The organism is Amycolatopsis eburnea, from assembly GCF_003937945.1.
Taxonomy (GTDB): Bacteria; Actinomycetota; Actinomycetes; order Mycobacteriales; family Pseudonocardiaceae; genus Amycolatopsis; species Amycolatopsis eburnea.
Map to the genome: position 1 here is coordinate 1 of NZ_RSEC01000008.1, position 15,724 is coordinate 15,724.

Sequence of the window (15,724 nt, forward strand, 5' to 3'; positions counted from 1 at the left end):
CTCAAACGCTACATCGCCCGGGAGCTCTACCGGATCATCACCGCAAACGGCCTCGAACTCACCCCTCGACATCCATAGGAGCATCCCTTTCACGGCATCCCCGCGGCGCCGGGCGGACCACACGGCCATCGCGGCGGGCTCGCTCACACCTCGGTCGGCTCCGGCCGGGCCGCGCGGCGGCGCCGGTTCAGCCACCAGCCCGCCCAGGCCAGCGGGCCCACGATCAGCAGGAACGGCGCGATCGCGCCGAGCACCGTCAGCACGCCACCGCCGAAGGTCAGGAACGCGTCCCAGCCGCCGGCCAGGCCGCCCAGGAATCCACTGTGGTCCTCGGCGGGCGGCGGGGGCGCCGCCACGCTGCGGATGCTCATCGCCACCGTCGCCATCGCGACGCTGCCCGCCAGCGAATTCCGCTGCTGCTCCAGCGATTCCAGCGTCGCCTCGCGGCTGGTCAGCTCGCTCTCGACCGAGGCGATCTCCGACACCGAAGTCGCCTTCGCCAGCAGCGCGCGGATCCGCTCGACCGACGCCCGCTGCGTCTGCAGCCGCGCTTCGACGTCGACGACCTGCTCGGTCACGTCCTGGGTGTTCAGCTCGCGCTTCACCAGGCTCGTGCCCAGGTGCGAGAGCTGGTCGAGCGCGCCGTCGAGCTTGTCCGCCGGCACCGCGAGGCTGAGCGTCGCGTACTCCTCGCCCGTGCTCTCCTGCCCGGTGTAGCCGCCCGCGCCCAGCGCGATCCCGCGGGCCTGCGCGACGACGTCGACGACCTTGGTCGCGGTCAGCTCCAGCCGCGCGCTGCGGGACAGCTTCCGGTCGGTGGCGCCCGCCTGCGGCGGGGTCACCTTCGATTCCGCCTTGCCGCTCGTCCCCTGCTTCGGGACGGCGGGCGCGACGCCGGCACTGTCCGCCGTGGACGATGCCCCGTTCTCCGCCGCCGAGCACCCGGCCAGCGCCAGCGCCGCCGCCGTGATCGCGAGCGCCGCTCTCCATCGAGTCCGCATCCTGCTTCTCCCTCCAGTTCGACTGGCGGTGAGACGGATGTCCGGTTCAGGGCCGTTGCACGGCCATGGTCACGACTCGGTCAAGCCCGGTTCGTGCGGCCGCTCGGGGGCGACGAGGTGCTTGAACGCCTGGAGGTTGGCCAGCGACTCGCCGCGGGAGACGCGCCAGTCCCACTCGCGCTTGATCGACGTCGCGAAGCCGATCTCGAGCAGCGTGTTGAAGTCGCCGTCGGCGGCTTCGAGGACCTGGCCGAGCACCTTGTCCAGCTCGTCGGCGGACATCGTCTCCTTGCCGAACCGGCCGACCAGGTAGATGTCGCCCAGACTGTCCACTGTGTAGTGCACGCCGTACAGCTTCGCGTTGCGCTGCAACAGGAAGCGGTAAACGTCCTCATGGGACTCGTCGGGGCGGCGACAGACGAAGGCCTCCACCGAAAACGCGTGGTCGCCGTCGACCAGCCACGCGTTGGTCTGCAGCTTCTTCGTGCCGGGCAGGGTGACGAAGTACTTGCCGGGACCGCGTTTGTCGTACTTCAGCTCCGCCGAGTCCAAAGTAGACTGGATCAGCTGGTCCAGGCTCACACCGCCACCTCCGCGCGCAGTTCCAGCGCCTGCCGGAACGCGCTGGTGGCCTGAGCATAGATGTCCAGCAGCGCGTCCGTCGTGCGGCGCCAGGAGAACCGCCGGGCGTGCACGACGGCGTTGGCACCGAGCTCGGCGCGCCGGTCCGGGCGCAGCGCGACCGCGGCCAAGGCGTCCGCCCACTCCTCGGCGCCGTGGCCCGGCACCAGCAGGCCGGACACGCCGTGCGGCACCGCCACCGGCAGCCCGCCGACCTCGGCCGCGACCACCGGTGTCCCGCAGGCCTGCGCCTCCAGCGCGACCAGGCCGAACGACTCGTTGTAGCTGGGCACCGCGACGACGTCGGCGGCGCGGAAGACCCGGGCGAGGCGCTCGCCCGGCTGCGGCGGCAGGAACCGCACCTGCGCCTCGATGCCGAGGGAGACCGCCAGCTCGCGCAGCGCCTGCGGCTGCTCCAGCCCGGAGCCGGACGGACCCCCGACGACCAGCACGACCAGGCGCGGAGCCAGCTCGGGACGGCGGCGCAGCAGCGCGGCCGCGGCGTGCAGCAGCACGTCCGGCGCCTTCAGCGGCTGGATGCGGCCGGCGAAGGCGAGCACGACGTCGTCGGCGGCCAGGCCGAGGGCGTCGCGGGCGGCCTGCCGCGAACCCGGCGTGAAGCGCTCGAGGTCGACGCCCGGCGGCACGGCGTGCACCGCGTGCGGCTCGGCGTCGTAGAGCTCGATGAGCTGGCGCGCCTCGACCGCGGTGTTGGCCACCAGCCGGTCCGCCTCGGCGACGACCTGCTCCTCGCCGATCACGCGGGTGCGCGGCTCGGGCTTGTCGCCCTCGGCGAGCGCGGCGTTCTTCACCTTCGCCAGCGTGTGCGCGGTGTGCACCAGCGGGACGGACCAGCGGTCGCGGGCGAGCCAGCCGACCTGCCCCGAGAGCCAGTAGTGCGAGTGGATGAGGTCGTAGTGCCCCGGCTCGTGGAAGGCCTCGGTCCGCAGCACGCCGGAGGTGAACGCGCAAAGCTGCGCCGGCAGCTCGTCCCGGCCCAGCGGCTCGAACGGCCCGGCCTGCACGTGCCGCACGGTCACCCCGGGCGCCAGCTCGGCCACCGGCGGCTGGTCGGACGCGGTCGCGCGGGTGAAGACCTCGACCTCGACGCCGCGGCGGGCCATCTCGGTCGCGGTCTGGCTGACGTAGACGTTGAGCCCGCCGGCGTCGCCGGTGCCGGGCTGTTCGAGCGGGGAAGTGTGGACGGACAGCACCGCTATCCGGCGCGGCGCGGCCCGGAACCCCCGGATGGAGCTGGTCACCTGGTCACGTCTCCTGCGTACTTCAGCATTCCTCGGCGAATTGCCGCAGCACCGCGTCGAACTCGGCCGCGGACTCGGCGAAGGGCGCATGCCCCCCGTCAGCGAACCAACGCCCGACGGCACCCGGAATCTTCCCGAGTGCGTGTTCGGCCACCGAGGGTTCGATCACGCGGTCGGCCGTTCCGTGCGCGACCAGAGCCGGTTTGTCCACCGTGACCAGCACTTCTTCGCTGCCGATGTCCCGGCGGAAGAGCGCCGAACGAATTGCGGGCGGCACGCTGAGAGAAGCCCCGAGCATGGCCTGGGCCTGCGCGCCGGGTACCGGCCCGGCGGCCATTCCCCGGCTGAACTCGGTGAGAGCGGGAACCGCTTCGTCCCAATTGTCGGAAAGCATCGCCCGCATGTGCTCGCGCATCAGCGGCCCGACGCGCCCGCCCGCCCGGTCGCGGCCGATCTCGGTGATGGCCCCGACCAGCACGAGGCCGCCCAGCCGTGCGGTGCCGTGCACCCGGATGTGGTCCATCAGCACCAGGCCGCCGTAGGACCAGGCGACGACGATCGCGCCCGGCCCGGCGAAGTCGAGCACCGCGGCCAGGTCGTCGGCCCAGACCCGCGGGTCGTCGTAGCCCGCTGCCGGGACGTCGGAGGTGCCGTGACCGCGCAGGTCCACCGCGACCAGCCGGAACCGCTCGGTCAGCGCCGGGTCGGCGAACTGGGCCGCCCAGCAGCCCGCCGACTGCGCCCAGCCGTGCACGAACACGATCGGCTTGCCGTGTTCGGCTCCTCCGGCCCGCAGGCCGAGCCGGACCCCGCCGTGGCCGGCGACTTCGGTGCGCACGGGTTACTTCGCACCCAGCCCTTGCCAGGCCGCCCAGCTGTAGTTCCAGTCCTTGACGTCGGAGTTCATCGGCGGGCCCAGCTTCGAGCCGGTGATCTCGACCGGGTCGCCGATCAGCGCCGAGTCGAAGTAGTCCTTGGCGTCGGCTTCCAGCAGGTTGACGCAGCCGTGGGAGTTGTTGTTCTTCCCGATGTTGGCCGCGTTGTCCTGGTTCTCGTGGATGAACTCGCCGTGGTTGGAGAACCGGCAGGCCCACTTCTTGTTGACGTTCGTGTAGCCGTAGCGCGCGTTGTCGAAGATCGCCGACGGCTCCTTGCTCATGATCATGTAGGTGCCGTTGGGCGTGTTGCGGTCGACCTCGGCGTCCAGGCCGTTCGCGCACGGGTAGCTCTTGACCTGCGAGCCGCCGCGGTAGACGTGCATCTGGTGCTCGGGCGTGCTGATCTTGACGACCTGGTTGCGGCCGATCTTGAACTTCGTGGTGACGTCGGCCTTGCCGTACGCGCCGCCGCCGAGCTCGACGCCGTAGAGCTTCGCCTCGACGCTCACGGTGATGTTCTGCGGCCAGTACTCCTTCGGCCGGTAGTCGACCTGGCTGTCGGACAGCCAGCCCCAGGCGCCTTCGACGTCCTTGTCCGTCTTCACGGACAGGGCCTTCTCGACGGCCTTGCGGTCCTTGACCGGCGACGCGAACTTGACGCTGATCGGCATGGCCACGCCGACCGTCTGGTTGTCCGCGGGGTTGAGCGTGGCGCGGACCTGCTTGGCCGGGCTGATCGTGGTGAACGTGCCGGTGAGCTCGGCCGGCTTGCCGTCGGTGCCGGTGGCCTTGGCGGCGTAGGTGTAGGTCTTGCCGTAGCCGAGCGGCTCGGAGCTGGTCCAGGTGAGCCCGTCGGGCGCGGTGTCGCCCTTGACGGCCTTGCCGCCGTCCGCGGTCACCTTGCACTCGGTGAGCTTGCCCTCGGCGACCTTGATCACGACCGGCGCGAGCACCGAGACGTCCTTCGCGTTGACCGCGGGCTCGGCCGTGATCTTCGCCACGGGCTGGGCGCTCTCGCCGTCGGCGCCCGCCGCCCCGGTGGGCAGCGCGGTGCCGTCGTTCGTGCTCGAACACGCCGCGGCGGCCAGTGCGGCCCCAGCCGCGAGTGCGGCCTTGAAGACCGTGCGCCGTCCGATCACCGAAACCTCCCGAGTTCCCCCGCCGACCAGCGGTTCCACGCCCTTAGCGCTGGTGACCCGCCCGACGTTACCTGTCGAAAGGTAAAGACCATCCGATCAGGTGGCTACGCCCTTTGTCGACAAAGACGTCCTGGCCCCGTCCAGGTTGCCCGGTTCGGCTCAAATGCCGCAGTTGATCAAGAGCGGTTCGGGGTGCAGCGAGACGCCGAACCGCTGCCGGACGCCGTCGCGGACCTCCCTGGCCAGCGCCAGCAGGTCTTCGGTCGTCGCGCCGCCGCGGTTGGTCAGCGCGAGCGTGTGCTTCGTCGACAGCGAGACGCGGTTCCCCGGCCCGGGGTAACCCTTGGCGAAGCCGGCGCGCTCGATCAGCCAGGCGGCCGAGAGCTTGATGCCGCCGTCGGCCGGGTACTGCGGGACCTCCGAGCCGACGGCCGCCGTGATCCGCGCGAGGACCGCTTCGGCCTCGGCGGACGGGACGATCGGGTTGGTGAAGAACGAGCCCGCGCTCCACGTGTCGTGGTCGGCCGGGTCGAGCACCATGCCCTTGCCGCGGCGCAGCTTCAGCACGGCTTCGCGCGCTTCGGCCGCCGGGACGCGGGCGCCGATCTCGACGCCGAGCGTGCGCGCCAGTTCGGCGTAGCGGATGGGCGCGGAAAGGCCGTCTTCGCGGACCTCGAAGCGGACCGAGAGGACGACGCCGGTGTCGGTGCCCTTGAGGACGCTGGTGCGGTAGGCGAAGCCCAGCTCGTCGGCCTTGAGCGTGCGCACCTCGCGCGAGACGCGGTCGTAGACGTCGACGCTGACCAGGGACTCCGCGACCTCGCAGCCGTACGCGCCGACGTTCTGGATCGGCGTGGCGCCGACGCTGCCCGGGATGCCCGAGAGGCATTCGAGTCCGCCCAGCCCGGCCTCGACCAGCGCGGCGACGAAGGCGTCCCAGTTCTGGCCGGCCTGGACCTCGGCGACGTCCCCGTCCCGGCGCCAGCCGGTGTTCGCGACCTCGACGAGGGTGCCGTCGAAGCCCGCGTCGGCGACCACCAGGTTGGAGCCGCCGCCGAGCAGCAGCACCGGCTCGCCCGCCGCGTCGGCGGCGCGAACGGCCTCGACGAGGTCTTCGCTGGTCACGGCGCTGACGAGCCGGCGGGCAGGGCCGCCGAGGCGCAACGTGGTGTACGCCGAGAGCTGCGGGAGCGCGGGAGTCGGGGCGGTGTTCACCCGTCTGACGGTACTGTCCGGCTCATGGGATCCCGGATCGAGCACCGCGCTGAGTTCGCCGCCGACGTCGCCGCCGTCTACGCCGCGGTGTCCGGCGAGGACGCGCTGCGGGCGCGGCTGGCGGAGCTCGGCGGGCACGACGCGGCGCTGCTGGCGTACGAGGTCTCGGGCACGGACCTGCGGTACCAGCTGCGGCAGGGGATCAGCGCGGACAAGCTCCCGTCGGCGGTCCGGACGCTGCACAAGGGCGACCTGCTGGTGACCCGCACGCAGACCTGGCGCGTCAGCAACGACGGCACCGGCCACCAGGGCCAGGCCACGGTCGAGGTCGGCGGCGTCCCGGGCGAGATCGTCGCGCGGACGGCGGTGCTGGCCGGCGACGGCAAGACGGTGCTGCGGACGAGCGGCGAGGTGACCGTCCGGATCCCGCTGTTCGGCGGGAAGCTGGAGACCGTGATCGCCGAGCAGGTCACCAAGCTGCTGGAGCGCGAAGCCGAATTCACCGCGAAGTGGCTGGCCGGAGCCGCCTGAGCCCGGTCGGCGCGCCGACCCGCGGCACGACCAACCCGAACCGCCTGCGCCGGGTCGACCGGTGGATCGCGTCGGCGCCGGCCACGTCCCGGCTGCTGCGCGCGGCTGCCTCCCCGCTGGTCGTCGACCTCGGCTACGGCGCTTCCCCGGTGACGACGGTCGAGCTGGCCCGCTGGCTGCGGCGGGTGCGGCCGGACGTGCGGGTGCTGGGCCTGGAGCTGGACCCCGTGCGGGTCGCGGCCGCGTTGCCTGCCGCGTCACCGCCGCTGCTGGACTTCCGCCGCGGCGGGTTCGAGCTGGCCGGGACGCGGCCGGTGCTGGTGCGGGCGTTCAACGTGCTGCGCCAGTACGCGGAGGACGAGGTCGCGGGCGCGTGGGATCTGGTGCTGGCCTCGATGGCCCCGGGCGGGCTGCTGGTCGAGGGCACGTGCGACGAGATCGGGCGGCTCTCGACGTGGGCCCTGGTGGCTGCGGCCGGCCCGGTGTCGTTGACGTTGTCGATGCGGCTGGCGGGCTTGGACCGGCCGTCGACGATCGCCGAGCGGCTGCCGAAGGCGCTGATCCACCGGAACGTGCCGGGCGAGCGGGTGCACGCCTTCTTGTCGGCGCTGGACACCTGCTGGGCCACGGCGGCGCCGCACCAGGCGTTCGGCGTCCGCTCGCGCTGGCTGGAGACGGTCCGGCTGCTGGCCGCGCGCGGCTGGCCGGTGCTGGGCCCGCCGTCCCGGATCCGGCTCGGTGAGGTGACGGTCCCCTGGGCCTCGGTCGCGCCCGCGCCTTGAACGTTCACCGGGGTACCCCCGCTGCGTCACCCCGAAGTGACCTGCGGTGATCACCATTGAGCCGTGGAACTCCTGGGGCAGGTCACCGAGCTGCTGCGCGGCGCGCTCGGCTCGCCGTGGCTGTGGGTGGTCGTCTTCGCGGTGTCCGGGTTGGACGCGCTGCTGCCCTTCATGCCCAGCGAGACGACCGTCGTCACCGTCGCGGTCCTGCTCGGGCCCGATCCCGCGCAGCTGACCCTGCTCGCCGCCGTCGCGGCCGGCGGGGCGTGGGCGGGTGACTGCCTCGGGTACGCCGTCGGGCGGTCCGCCGGGCCGCGGGCGATCGCGCGGCTGCAGCGCGGGCCCGAGGGGCAGCGGCGCTACGCGTGGGCGCGCGACCAGGTGCGGCGCAACGGCGGGTTGCTCATCATCGCCGCCCGCTACCTGCCCGGCGGCCGCGTCGCCAGCTCGCTCGCGAACGGCAGCCTGGGGTACCCGCTGCGCCGGTTCGTGCCGCTCGACCTCGCCGGCGCCGCGATCTGGGCGGTCTACAGCGTGCTGATCGGCCTCGCCGGCGGCGCCGCCTTCGCCGACGAACCGGGCAAGGGCCTGCTGCTGTCCTTCAGCCTCGGCCTGGGCCTGGTCTTCGCCATCGAAGCCGGGCGGCGGCTACGGTCGGCCCATGCTCGAAGCGATCGACGTCCACGCCGACGCGCTGAAGCGGGCGGCACTGACAGCCGGCCCGGCGGCTCCGGTGCCGAACTGTCCGAAGTGGACTGTCCATGACCTGGTGACGCACATCGCTTCCGTGCACTGCGCCGCGATCGGCCTGGTGCTGGACCGGCCACTGCCGCCGACGCCGCCACCGGATTGGGCAGACGTGCTCGGGTGGTGGGACGGGCAGCGCCTCGCCCTGCGCGAAGCCCTGGTGCGGAACCCGGGATCGCCGTGGACCGGCCGATTGGCCCACGCCACGGCGATCCACCGCCTTGACGCCGAATCCGCGCTCGCCCGGCCGGTGCCGGCGCGCCTGTCCCCCGAGTTCGCCCCGGGCGCGGGCGAACTCGTCTGCGCCGTCGTGCTGCCGGGTTCGGCCGGGTGCCGCGGCGGGGACCGGCTCCCGGCGGTCCGGCCGGCGCGGGGAGAATGCGGGACGTGACCGCTCCCGAACGCCGCTACGTCATCACCTTCGGCTGCCCCGACCGCACCGGCATCATCGCCCGGATCTCCGGGTTCCTCGCCGAGCACGGCGGCTGGATCGTCGAAGCGGCCTACCACACCGACCCGGACACCGGCTGGTTCTTCACCCGCCAGGTCGTCCGCGCCGACTCGCTGCCGTTCGACGCCGCCGGGCTGCGCGCCCGGTTCGGCGAGGTGGCCGCGGACCTGTCCGCCGAGTCGAGCTGGCAGGTCAGCGACACCGGGGAGCGGCGCCGCGCGGTGGTGCTCGTCTCGAAGGCCGGGCACTGCCTGTACGACCTGCTCGGCCGGGTCGCGTCCGGCGAGCTCGACGTCGACATCGCGGCGGTGATCGGCAACCACGAGTCGCTCGCCGACATCACCCGCGCGCACGGCATCCCGTTCCACCACGTGCCGTTCCCGGCCGGCGGCAAGGAAGCGGCGTTCGAGCAGGTGCGCAAGCTGGTCGACGAGCACGACCCGCACGCGGTGGTGCTCGCCCGGTTCATGCAGATCCTGCCCGCGGACCTGTGCCGCGACTGGGCCGGCCGCGCGATCAACATCCACCACAGCTTCCTGCCGTCGTTCATCGGCGCGAAGCCGTACCACCAGGCCCACACGCGCGGCGTGAAGCTGGTCGGCGCGACCTGCCACTACGTGACGGCGGACCTCGACGCGGGCCCGATCATCGAGCAGGACGTCATCCGCGTCGGCCACGGCGACTCGGTCGAGGACATGGTCCGCAAGGGCCGCGACATCGAGAAGGTGACGCTGGCCCGCGGTCTCCGGTGGCACCTGGAGAACCGCGTGCTGGTGCACGGCAACCGCACCGTGGTGTTCTGACGCGGTTGCCGTGCCCTCGATCACGCGCCGATGGTCGAAGCGTCGATGACGAACCGGTAGCGCACGTCGGAGTTCTCGACGCGCTCGTAGGCCTCGTTCACCTTGTCCGCCGGGATCGTCTCGATCTCCGCGCCGATGCCGTGCTTCGCGCAGAAGTCCAGCATCTCCTGGGTCTCGGCGATGCCGCCGATCATCGAGCCGGCCAGCACCTTGTTGCCGCCCAGCAGCGAGAAGGCGTTGTACGACAGCGGCTCGCCGGGCGCGCCGACGTTCACCATCGCGCCGCCGACCTTGAGCAGGCTCAGGTAGGCGTCGACCGGCAGCTTGGCCGAGACGGTGTTGAGGATGACGTCGAACTTCCCGCGCAGGACGTCGAACGTGGCTTCGTCGCTGGTCGCGTAGTAGTCGGTGGCGCCGAGCTTGAGGCCGTCTTCCTGCTTCTTGAGGCTCTGGCTCAGCACGGTCACCTCCGCGCCCATCGCGGCGGCGATCTTGACGCCCATGTGCCCGAGCCCGCCGAAGCCGATCACGGCGACCTTCTTGCCGGGGCCGGCGCCCCAGTGGTTGAGCGGCGAGTAGGTGGTGATGCCCGCGCACAGCAGCGGCGCGGCGACGTCGAGGTCGATGCCCTCCGGGATGCGGCAGACGAAGGCGTCCTTCACGACGATCTGGTTGCTGTAGCCGCCGTAGGTGTTCTCGCCGTCGAAGCCGACGCCGTTGTAGGTCTGGACGTTGCCCTTGACGCAGAACTGCTCGGTGCCCGCCAGGCAGTATTCGCACTCCCCGCAGGAGTCGACCATGCAGCCGACGCCGACGCGGTCGCCGACCCGGTACTTCGTGACGCCCGACCCGACCGCGGCGACGACGCCGGCGATCTCGTGGCCCGGGACCATCGGGAAGATCGCCTGGCCCCAGTCCTCCTTGGCCTGGTGGATGTCGCTGTGGCAGATACCGGCGTAGGCGATGTCGATCAGGACGTCGTCGGCACGCAGGTCACGGCGCTCGATCGTGGTCGGCGCCAGCGGCGCGCCGGGCGCCGGAGCGGCGATGGCGTTCGTGGTCGTGCTCATGGAACCCTCCGTGTTCAAGTACCGTTGGACCCCGTAAGAGGCCTCTTACATGTTCGACGTAAGAGTTGTCTTACATATTTCGAACGAGAGATGTGATCCAGGTCATGGGCGGCAAGTACCACCACGGCGACCTCCGCGGCGAGCTCGTGCGCGTGTCACTGGACCTCATCGCCGAGCAGGGCCTCGCCGGCTTCTCGGTCGCCGAGGTCGCGCGCCGGGCGAAGGTCAGCCCCGGCGCGCCCTACCGGCACTTCGCCGACCGCGAGAGCCTGCTGGCCGAGGTCGCGGCGAACATCGCCTGCCAGCTGGCCGAGCGCGTCGCCGCGGCGGCGGCCGAGCACGACGACCCGGTGGACGCCCTGGCCGCGGCGGCGGGCGCGTACACCCGTTACCTGATCGAGCGCCGGGCCGGGATGAACGTCCTCTACGCCGACGGCCTGCACGGCCCCGAGCGGACCGAGCTGCACGAACAGACCCGGCGGCTGACCGACGAGTTCCTGATGCGCTGCCTGACGGTCGCCCCGGACCCGGCGACGGCGCTGGAGCTGATGGAGCAGCTGTTCACCCAGGCACACGGCTACGGCACGTTCCAGCTCGACGGCGTGTTCGTGAAGCACGGGTATTCGGTGGACCTGGTCGTGAAGAAGTCCACGGAAGCCGCGCGGATCGCGATCGCGGGCCGGACCGGCCTCCAGCCCTGACGGGAAGTGCGAGACTGCGGTGGTGCTCGGCCACCTCGGGATCAACGTGCCGGACTTGGCGGCGGCCAAGACCTACTACGACGCCTTGATGCCGTTGGTCGGCTTCACGACGTTCTTCGCGACCGACGACGAAGTCGCGTACCGGCCCGCGGGCGGGAAGCCGGGAACCTACCTGTTCTTCTACCCCGCCGCGGCCGAGTCGGCGTACTCCAAGGACGCGACCGGGCTGCAGCACCTCGCGTTCACGGTGAAGACCCGGTCCGCGGTGCACGCGGTCCACGAGCACGTCTTGGCGAGCGGTGGCACCGTGCTGCACGCCCCGCGGGAGTTCCCCCAGTACCCGCCGCCCTACTTCGCCACCTTCTGGACCGACCCGTTCGGTTTCACGCTCGAAGCCGTCTGCCACCGCGACGCCGACTGAGCTTTCTGTCGGTGCCAGGCGCTAGCTTGACCCCATGGGGATCATCGACTCACACGAGGCCTTGCGCGAGATCGTCGGCGAGACGTCCGAGCGCACCAAGAAGAAGATCATCGACCGGATCGACGAGCACGCGCGCACCCTCATCGAGCACTCGCCGTTCGTGCTGCTGGCGACCTCCTCACCGGAGGGCAGCTGCGACGTCTCGCCGCGGGGCGATCCGGCGGGCTCGGTCCTGGTGCTCGACGAGAAGACGCTGGTGCTCGCCGACCGGCCGGGCAACAAGCTGCTCGACAGCTTCCGCAACATCGTCGACAACCCGCACGCCGGCCTGCTGTTCCTGGTGCCGGGGATGAACGAGACGCTCCGGGTGAACGGCCGCGCGAAGCTGGTGTCGGACGCGCCGTTCTTCGACGACCTCGTCGTGCAGGGGAAGCGGCCGAAGCTCGCGGTGGTCGTCGAGGTCGAAGAGCTGTACATGCACTGCGCGAAGGCGTTCCTGCGCTCGTCGCTGTGGGACCCGGCGACCTGGCCGGACCGGTCGGCGCTGCCGTCGCTCGGCACGATCCTGCGCGACCAGATGGCGCTGCCGATCTCGGCGGCGGAGCTGGACGCGGACCTGGACGAACGGGCGCTCACCCAGCAGTACTGATCCCGGCGACGACGTCGAGCAGCCCGGGGAAGCGCACGTCGAACTCGTCCCGGCGCAGCCGCACGAAGGTGCCGTTGCCGGCGTCGCGTTGGCGGACCAGACCGGCTTCGCGCAGCACGCGCCAGTGGTGCGTCCGGGTCGACTTGGCGATCGGCAGCGGGAACGAGGAGCACGCGCGCTCGGCGCCGTCCTCGGCGACGAGTTCGAGCACCACGGCGCGGCGGTGCGGGTCGGCGAGGGCGGAGAGGACGGTGCCGAGGTCGACGTCGGCCATCTCCGGGATCGGCAGTTCACCGGGCATGCTGGACATGGTACGACAGCTGTCGTACCTTACGAAGAGGTACGACCCCCTTCGAACCTCCGGAGCCCGCATGCTGTGCGTCTTCGACGTCAACGAGACCCTGCTCGACCTGACCGCCATGGACCCGCTGATCGGCGGCCCCGAGCTGCGGCGCGAGTGGTTCGGGCTGGCCATCCACACCGTCCTGACCGTGACGGCGACCGGCGGCTACCGCGACTTCGCGGGCATCGCCGGCGAAGCCGCGGTCGAGGCCGCCGCCCGGCACGGGCGGGAAGTGGACCTCGCGAAGATCGCCGCCGGCATCCGCTCGCTCCCCGCCCACCCGGACGTCGAAGCGGGCCTGACGAAGCTGCGTGAAGGCGGCCACACCGTCGTCGCGCTGACGAACTCACCGCTCGCGACGGCCGAGGCCCAGCTGCAGAACGCCGGGCTGGCGCCGCTGCTCGACCGGATCTTCTCGGCCGAGCAGGTCGGCAAGCTCAAGCCCGCGCCCGAGCCGTACCGCCAGGTCGTGGCCGCATACCCCGGTGAGCGGGCGCTGATGGTCGCGGCGCACGACTGGGACATCGCGGGCGCCCAGGCGGCGGGCCTCGAGACGGCGTTGCTCACCCGTCCCGGCGTCCACCCGCTGCCCGGTTCGCCCGCGCCCACCTACACCGCGTCGACCCTGCCGGAGCTGGCCGAGCTGCTCTAGTCGGCGATGCGGACCAGCATCTTGCCGGTGTTGGCCCCGGAGAGCAGGCCGAGGAACGCCTCCGGCGCGTTGCGGATGCCGTCGACGAAGGTCTCCGAGTACTTGACCCGCCCGTCCTTGACCAGCGGCGCGATCTCGCTGACGAACTGCTGCTGCAGGCCCCAGTGGTCCAGCACCAGCAGGCCGCGGATGGTGATCCGCTTGGCGATGATCTGCGCGAGGTTGCGCGGCGCCGGGGTCGCCTCGGTGGCGTTGTACTGCGAGATCATCCCGCAGACGGCGATCCGGCCGTGCAGGTTGATCGAGTTGATGGCCGCCTCGAGGTGCTCGCCGCCGACGTTGTCGAAGTAGACGTCGATGCCTTCCGGCGCCGCCTCGGCCAGCTGCTCGGCGACCGGGCCGTCCTTGTAGTTGAAGGCCGCGTCGAAGCCGAGGTCGTCGATCAGGTGGCGGACCTTCTCCGCCGAACCCGCCGAGCCGATGACCCGCTTGGCGCCCTTCAGCTTCGCGAGCTGCCCGACGAGCGAACCGACCGCGCCGGCCGCGCCGGAGACGAACACCGTGTCACCCGGCTTGAACTCGGCCGACTCCAGCAGGCCCGCGTACGCGGTGAGCCCCGGCATGCCGAGCACGCCCAGGTACGTCGACAGCGGCGCGGCGTCGCCGTCCACCTTGACGAAGCGCTTGGCGTCGAGGACGGCGTGCGTGCGCCACCCGGCCTGGTGCAGCACGTGGTCACCCGGCTCGACACCGTCGACGTTCGACTCGACGACCTCGCCGACCGCCCCGCCGGACATGACCTCGCCGACCTCGAACGGCGGCGCGTAGGACTTCACGTCCCGCATGCGGCCGCGCATGGCCGGGTCGACGCTCATGACCAGGTTGCGCACCAGGATCTGGCCCTCGCCCGCGGTGGGGACCTCGGTGTCCACGATCTCGAAGTTTTCCTGCGTGGGGACGCCGTGCGGGCGGGAAGCGAGCCGGATCTCGGTCGCCTGGGTGGGTGCGTTCACCGTCGAACTCCTCAAGTCGGTCGAAGCGGGGCAGGCGCCCCGGATTCCACCGGGTGCAACCGGCTAACCGGGGCGCACATTCCGATTGTGACGCGCTACACGATCTCGGCGAGCTTTCCCAGGACGCCGTCGTAGATCTTCTTCAGCCCACCGGGCGCGAAGGTCTTCTCGAAGAAGCCGCCGATGCCGCCGGCACCGTCCCAGGACGTCTCGATCTTCACCAGGCTCTTTTCACCCGCTTCGGTGACCGTCCACGTGGTGACCATGCTGGAGTTCGCGTCGGTCTCGACCAGCGTCCCCGGCTTCGGCTCGGTGACGGTCGCGGCCACGTCCCGCACCCGCTTGGACGTCGCCTGCAGCTTCCAGCCCGCCTTGGTGCCGGCGCCGACCCCGCCTTCGGTGACCTCGTAGTCGCGGTAGTGCTCGGTGAGCAGCTTCGGGCGCGTCTCGGCGTAGTCGGCGACGAGCGCGCGAACCTTGTCGGCCGGGGCGTCGATGGTGCACTCCGCGGTGGCCGTGACCTTTCCCATTTCACTCCTCCTGGCGAGCTTCGCGAACAGACTCCACGATTCCACCGCGACGCGCACCTCCCGCACGCGGCCCGGACGTCCCAGATAGTGAGCGGCGGAAGTCCGGTCTGGACACCTGTTTTCGCAGGTCAGAAGCTTGATCACCGGCGCGGAAGTGGCGTAACACGGCGTTAACGTGCGCTGGCCATCCTCCCCGCCATGCCCACGACATCCCGGCGGACGCGGTCCGACGCCGCCCGGCAGCTCGCGGATCTGCTGCGCCGCCAGGTGCTGGCCGACGAGACGCTGCCGTGCGAGGAGGACCTCACGGTGGAGTTCTCGGCGACCCGCAACACCGTGCGGGAAGCCCTCGCGCTGCTGCGCGACGACGGCCTGATCGCACGCCTGCCCGGCGTCGGCACGGTCGTCGTCGGGCACAAGTACCCGCACGGGCTCAACCGGCTGGCCGGGCTCGCCGAGGTGCTGCGCGAGCACGGCGAGGTCACCAACGACGTCCGGGCCGCGGACCTGGTGCCCGCGCCCGCGGTCGTGGCGCACCGGCTCGGCGTGCCCGAGCGGTCCGAGGTCGTCTACCTCGAACGGCTCCGGAGGCTCGACGGCGTCCCGCTGTCGCTCGACCTCACCTACCTGCTGCCGGAGATCGGGAAACCGCTGCTGGCGCACGACCTCGCCGGCCGGGACGTCTTCGCGCTCATCGAGGAGACCTCCGGGCAGCGGCTGGGCTACGCCGACATCGACGTCGAAGCGCTCAACGCCGACGCCGAGACGGCCGCGGTCCTCGACGTCCAGCCGGGCGCCGCGCTGCTGCGGTGGGAACGCCTCACGCACTTCGCCGACGGCAGGCCCGTCGACCTCGAGTACATCCGCCTGCGGGGCGACCGCTTGACCATGCGGGCCCGCCTCGACCGTTCCTGA

General features: G+C 71.6%; 20 protein-coding genes. 10 read left to right on the forward strand and 10 right to left on the reverse strand.

What is annotated here, in order from left to right:
- Positions 1–143: 143 nt before the first annotated feature.
- The 6 genes from EIY87_RS00990 to EIY87_RS01015 form a co-directional block, all read right to left on the reverse strand.
- Positions 144–1,001, reverse strand: coding sequence for a DUF4349 domain-containing protein (locus tag EIY87_RS00990; RefSeq protein WP_125305729.1), 858 nt, complete (start codon positions 999–1,001; stop codon positions 144–146).
- A gap of 69 nt (positions 1,002–1,070) precedes the next feature.
- Positions 1,071–1,583, reverse strand: a complete 513-nt coding sequence (locus tag EIY87_RS00995) for a type III secretion system chaperone family protein (RefSeq protein WP_086858975.1) — start codon at positions 1,581–1,583, stop codon at positions 1,071–1,073.
- Positions 1,580–2,884, reverse strand: coding sequence for a D-inositol-3-phosphate glycosyltransferase (mshA, locus tag EIY87_RS01000; protein WP_191983899.1), 1,305 nt, complete (start codon positions 2,882–2,884; stop codon positions 1,580–1,582). Before mshA ends, EIY87_RS00995 begins: the two co-directional genes overlap by 4 nt.
- Positions 2,885–2,906: 22 nt before the next feature.
- Entirely contained in the window at positions 2,907–3,722 is an 816-nt protein-coding gene (locus EIY87_RS01005) for an alpha/beta fold hydrolase (RefSeq protein WP_125305730.1), read from the reverse strand.
- Between the two features lie 3 nt (positions 3,723–3,725).
- Positions 3,726–4,901, reverse strand: a complete 1,176-nt coding sequence (locus tag EIY87_RS01010) for a L,D-transpeptidase (protein ID WP_125305731.1) — start codon at positions 4,899–4,901, stop codon at positions 3,726–3,728.
- Positions 4,902–5,060: 159 nt separating this feature from the next.
- Entirely contained in the window at positions 5,061–6,116 is a 1,056-nt protein-coding gene (locus EIY87_RS01015; RefSeq protein WP_125305732.1) for a UDP-N-acetylmuramate dehydrogenase, read from the reverse strand.
- A gap of 24 nt (positions 6,117–6,140) precedes the next feature.
- Here EIY87_RS01015 and EIY87_RS01020 point away from each other — a divergent pair, with 24 nt between their 5' ends.
- From EIY87_RS01020 to purU, 5 genes are all read left to right on the forward strand, one after another.
- Complete coding sequence (locus tag EIY87_RS01020; protein ID WP_125305733.1) at positions 6,141–6,647, forward strand: DUF2505 domain-containing protein; 507 nt, start codon at positions 6,141–6,143, stop codon at positions 6,645–6,647.
- A complete protein-coding gene (locus tag EIY87_RS01025) occupies positions 6,626–7,429 on the forward strand; it encodes a class I SAM-dependent methyltransferase (RefSeq protein ID WP_125305735.1) in 804 nt (267 codons plus the stop codon). The genes EIY87_RS01020 and EIY87_RS01025 overlap by 22 nt, the downstream gene beginning before the upstream one ends.
- A gap of 63 nt (positions 7,430–7,492) precedes the next feature.
- Positions 7,493–8,194 carry a DedA family protein gene (locus tag EIY87_RS01030; RefSeq protein WP_125305736.1) on the forward strand — a complete coding sequence of 234 codons (702 nt, stop codon included), beginning with the start codon at positions 7,493–7,495 and terminating at the stop codon, positions 8,192–8,194.
- Positions 8,091–8,567: a maleylpyruvate isomerase N-terminal domain-containing protein gene (locus EIY87_RS01035; RefSeq protein ID WP_125305737.1), complete on the forward strand. Its 477-nt coding sequence runs from the start codon at positions 8,091–8,093 to the stop codon at positions 8,565–8,567. The genes EIY87_RS01030 and EIY87_RS01035 overlap by 104 nt, the downstream gene beginning before the upstream one ends.
- Positions 8,555–9,430, forward strand: a complete 876-nt coding sequence (gene purU / locus EIY87_RS01040; protein WP_191983900.1) for a formyltetrahydrofolate deformylase — start codon at positions 8,555–8,557, stop codon at positions 9,428–9,430. Before EIY87_RS01035 ends, purU begins: the two co-directional genes overlap by 13 nt.
- 20 nt (positions 9,431–9,450) lie before the next feature.
- On the opposite strand, the gene EIY87_RS01045 is transcribed toward purU, so the two are convergent.
- Positions 9,451–10,500, reverse strand: coding sequence for an NAD(P)-dependent alcohol dehydrogenase (locus EIY87_RS01045; RefSeq protein WP_125305740.1), 1,050 nt, complete (start codon positions 10,498–10,500; stop codon positions 9,451–9,453).
- 92 nt (positions 10,501–10,592) lie between these two features.
- On the opposite strand from EIY87_RS01045, the gene EIY87_RS01050 reads away from it, so the two are divergent.
- Genes EIY87_RS01050 through EIY87_RS01060 form a run of 3 tightly spaced genes read left to right on the forward strand, consistent with a single transcriptional unit; the run spans position 10,593 to position 12,271 of the window.
- Complete coding sequence (locus EIY87_RS01050) at positions 10,593–11,201, forward strand: TetR/AcrR family transcriptional regulator (RefSeq protein ID WP_125305741.1); 609 nt, start codon at positions 10,593–10,595, stop codon at positions 11,199–11,201.
- A 22-nt stretch (positions 11,202–11,223) separates the two neighbouring features.
- Complete coding sequence (locus EIY87_RS01055; protein ID WP_125305743.1) at positions 11,224–11,622, forward strand: VOC family protein; 399 nt, start codon at positions 11,224–11,226, stop codon at positions 11,620–11,622.
- A gap of 34 nt (positions 11,623–11,656) precedes the next feature.
- Positions 11,657–12,271 (forward strand): pyridoxamine 5'-phosphate oxidase family protein, encoded by a 615-nt coding sequence (locus tag EIY87_RS01060; RefSeq protein ID WP_125305745.1) that lies wholly within the window; start codon positions 11,657–11,659, stop codon positions 12,269–12,271.
- Here the strand turns inward: EIY87_RS01060 and EIY87_RS01065 are convergent.
- On the reverse strand, positions 12,255–12,572 hold the full coding sequence (locus EIY87_RS01065; protein ID WP_225439629.1) for an ArsR/SmtB family transcription factor: 318 nt from the start codon (positions 12,570–12,572) through the stop codon (positions 12,255–12,257). The genes EIY87_RS01060 and EIY87_RS01065 overlap by 17 nt on opposite strands.
- A 70-nt stretch (positions 12,573–12,642) precedes the next feature.
- Between EIY87_RS01065 and EIY87_RS01070 the strand changes: the two genes are divergently transcribed.
- Complete coding sequence (locus tag EIY87_RS01070; RefSeq protein WP_125305747.1) at positions 12,643–13,266, forward strand: haloacid dehalogenase type II; 624 nt, start codon at positions 12,643–12,645, stop codon at positions 13,264–13,266.
- On the opposite strand, the gene EIY87_RS01075 is transcribed toward EIY87_RS01070, so the two are convergent.
- Together EIY87_RS01075 and EIY87_RS01080 are read right to left on the reverse strand one after the other, a co-directional pair.
- Positions 13,263–14,279, reverse strand: a complete 1,017-nt coding sequence (locus EIY87_RS01075) for an NADP-dependent oxidoreductase (protein ID WP_125305749.1) — start codon at positions 14,277–14,279, stop codon at positions 13,263–13,265. The two genes, EIY87_RS01070 and EIY87_RS01075, sit on opposite strands and share 4 nt — an antisense overlap.
- Before the next feature lie 95 nt (positions 14,280–14,374).
- A complete protein-coding gene (locus EIY87_RS01080; protein ID WP_125305750.1) occupies positions 14,375–14,809 on the reverse strand; it encodes an SRPBCC family protein in 435 nt (144 codons plus the stop codon).
- A 198-nt stretch (positions 14,810–15,007) separates the two neighbouring features.
- On the opposite strand from EIY87_RS01080, the gene EIY87_RS01085 reads away from it, so the two are divergent.
- Complete coding sequence (locus EIY87_RS01085) at positions 15,008–15,724, forward strand: GntR family transcriptional regulator (protein WP_125305752.1); 717 nt, start codon at positions 15,008–15,010, stop codon at positions 15,722–15,724.

Coding starts and splice junctions, on each gene's coding strand:
- EIY87_RS00990 (WP_125305729.1), bottom strand. CDS start 1,001: ATGCGGACTCGATGGAGAGCGGCGCTCGCGATCACGGCGGCGGCGCTG.
- EIY87_RS01020 (WP_125305733.1), top strand. CDS start 6,141: ATGGGATCCCGGATCGAGCACCGCGCTGAGTTCGCCGCCGACGTCGCC.
- EIY87_RS01035 (WP_125305737.1), top strand. CDS start 8,091: ATGCTCGAAGCGATCGACGTCCACGCCGACGCGCTGAAGCGGGCGGCA.
- purU (WP_191983900.1), top strand. CDS start 8,555: ATGCGGGACGTGACCGCTCCCGAACGCCGCTACGTCATCACCTTCGGC.
- EIY87_RS01045 (WP_125305740.1), bottom strand. CDS start 10,500: ATGAGCACGACCACGAACGCCATCGCCGCTCCGGCGCCCGGCGCGCCG.
- EIY87_RS01060 (WP_125305745.1), top strand. CDS start 11,657: ATGGGGATCATCGACTCACACGAGGCCTTGCGCGAGATCGTCGGCGAG.
- EIY87_RS01065 (WP_225439629.1), bottom strand. CDS start 12,572: ATGCCCGGTGAACTGCCGATCCCGGAGATGGCCGACGTCGACCTCGGC.
- EIY87_RS01070 (WP_125305747.1), top strand. CDS start 12,643: ATGCTGTGCGTCTTCGACGTCAACGAGACCCTGCTCGACCTGACCGCC.
- EIY87_RS01080 (WP_125305750.1), bottom strand. CDS start 14,809: ATGGGAAAGGTCACGGCCACCGCGGAGTGCACCATCGACGCCCCGGCC.
- EIY87_RS01085 (WP_125305752.1), top strand. CDS start 15,008: ATGCCCACGACATCCCGGCGGACGCGGTCCGACGCCGCCCGGCAGCTC.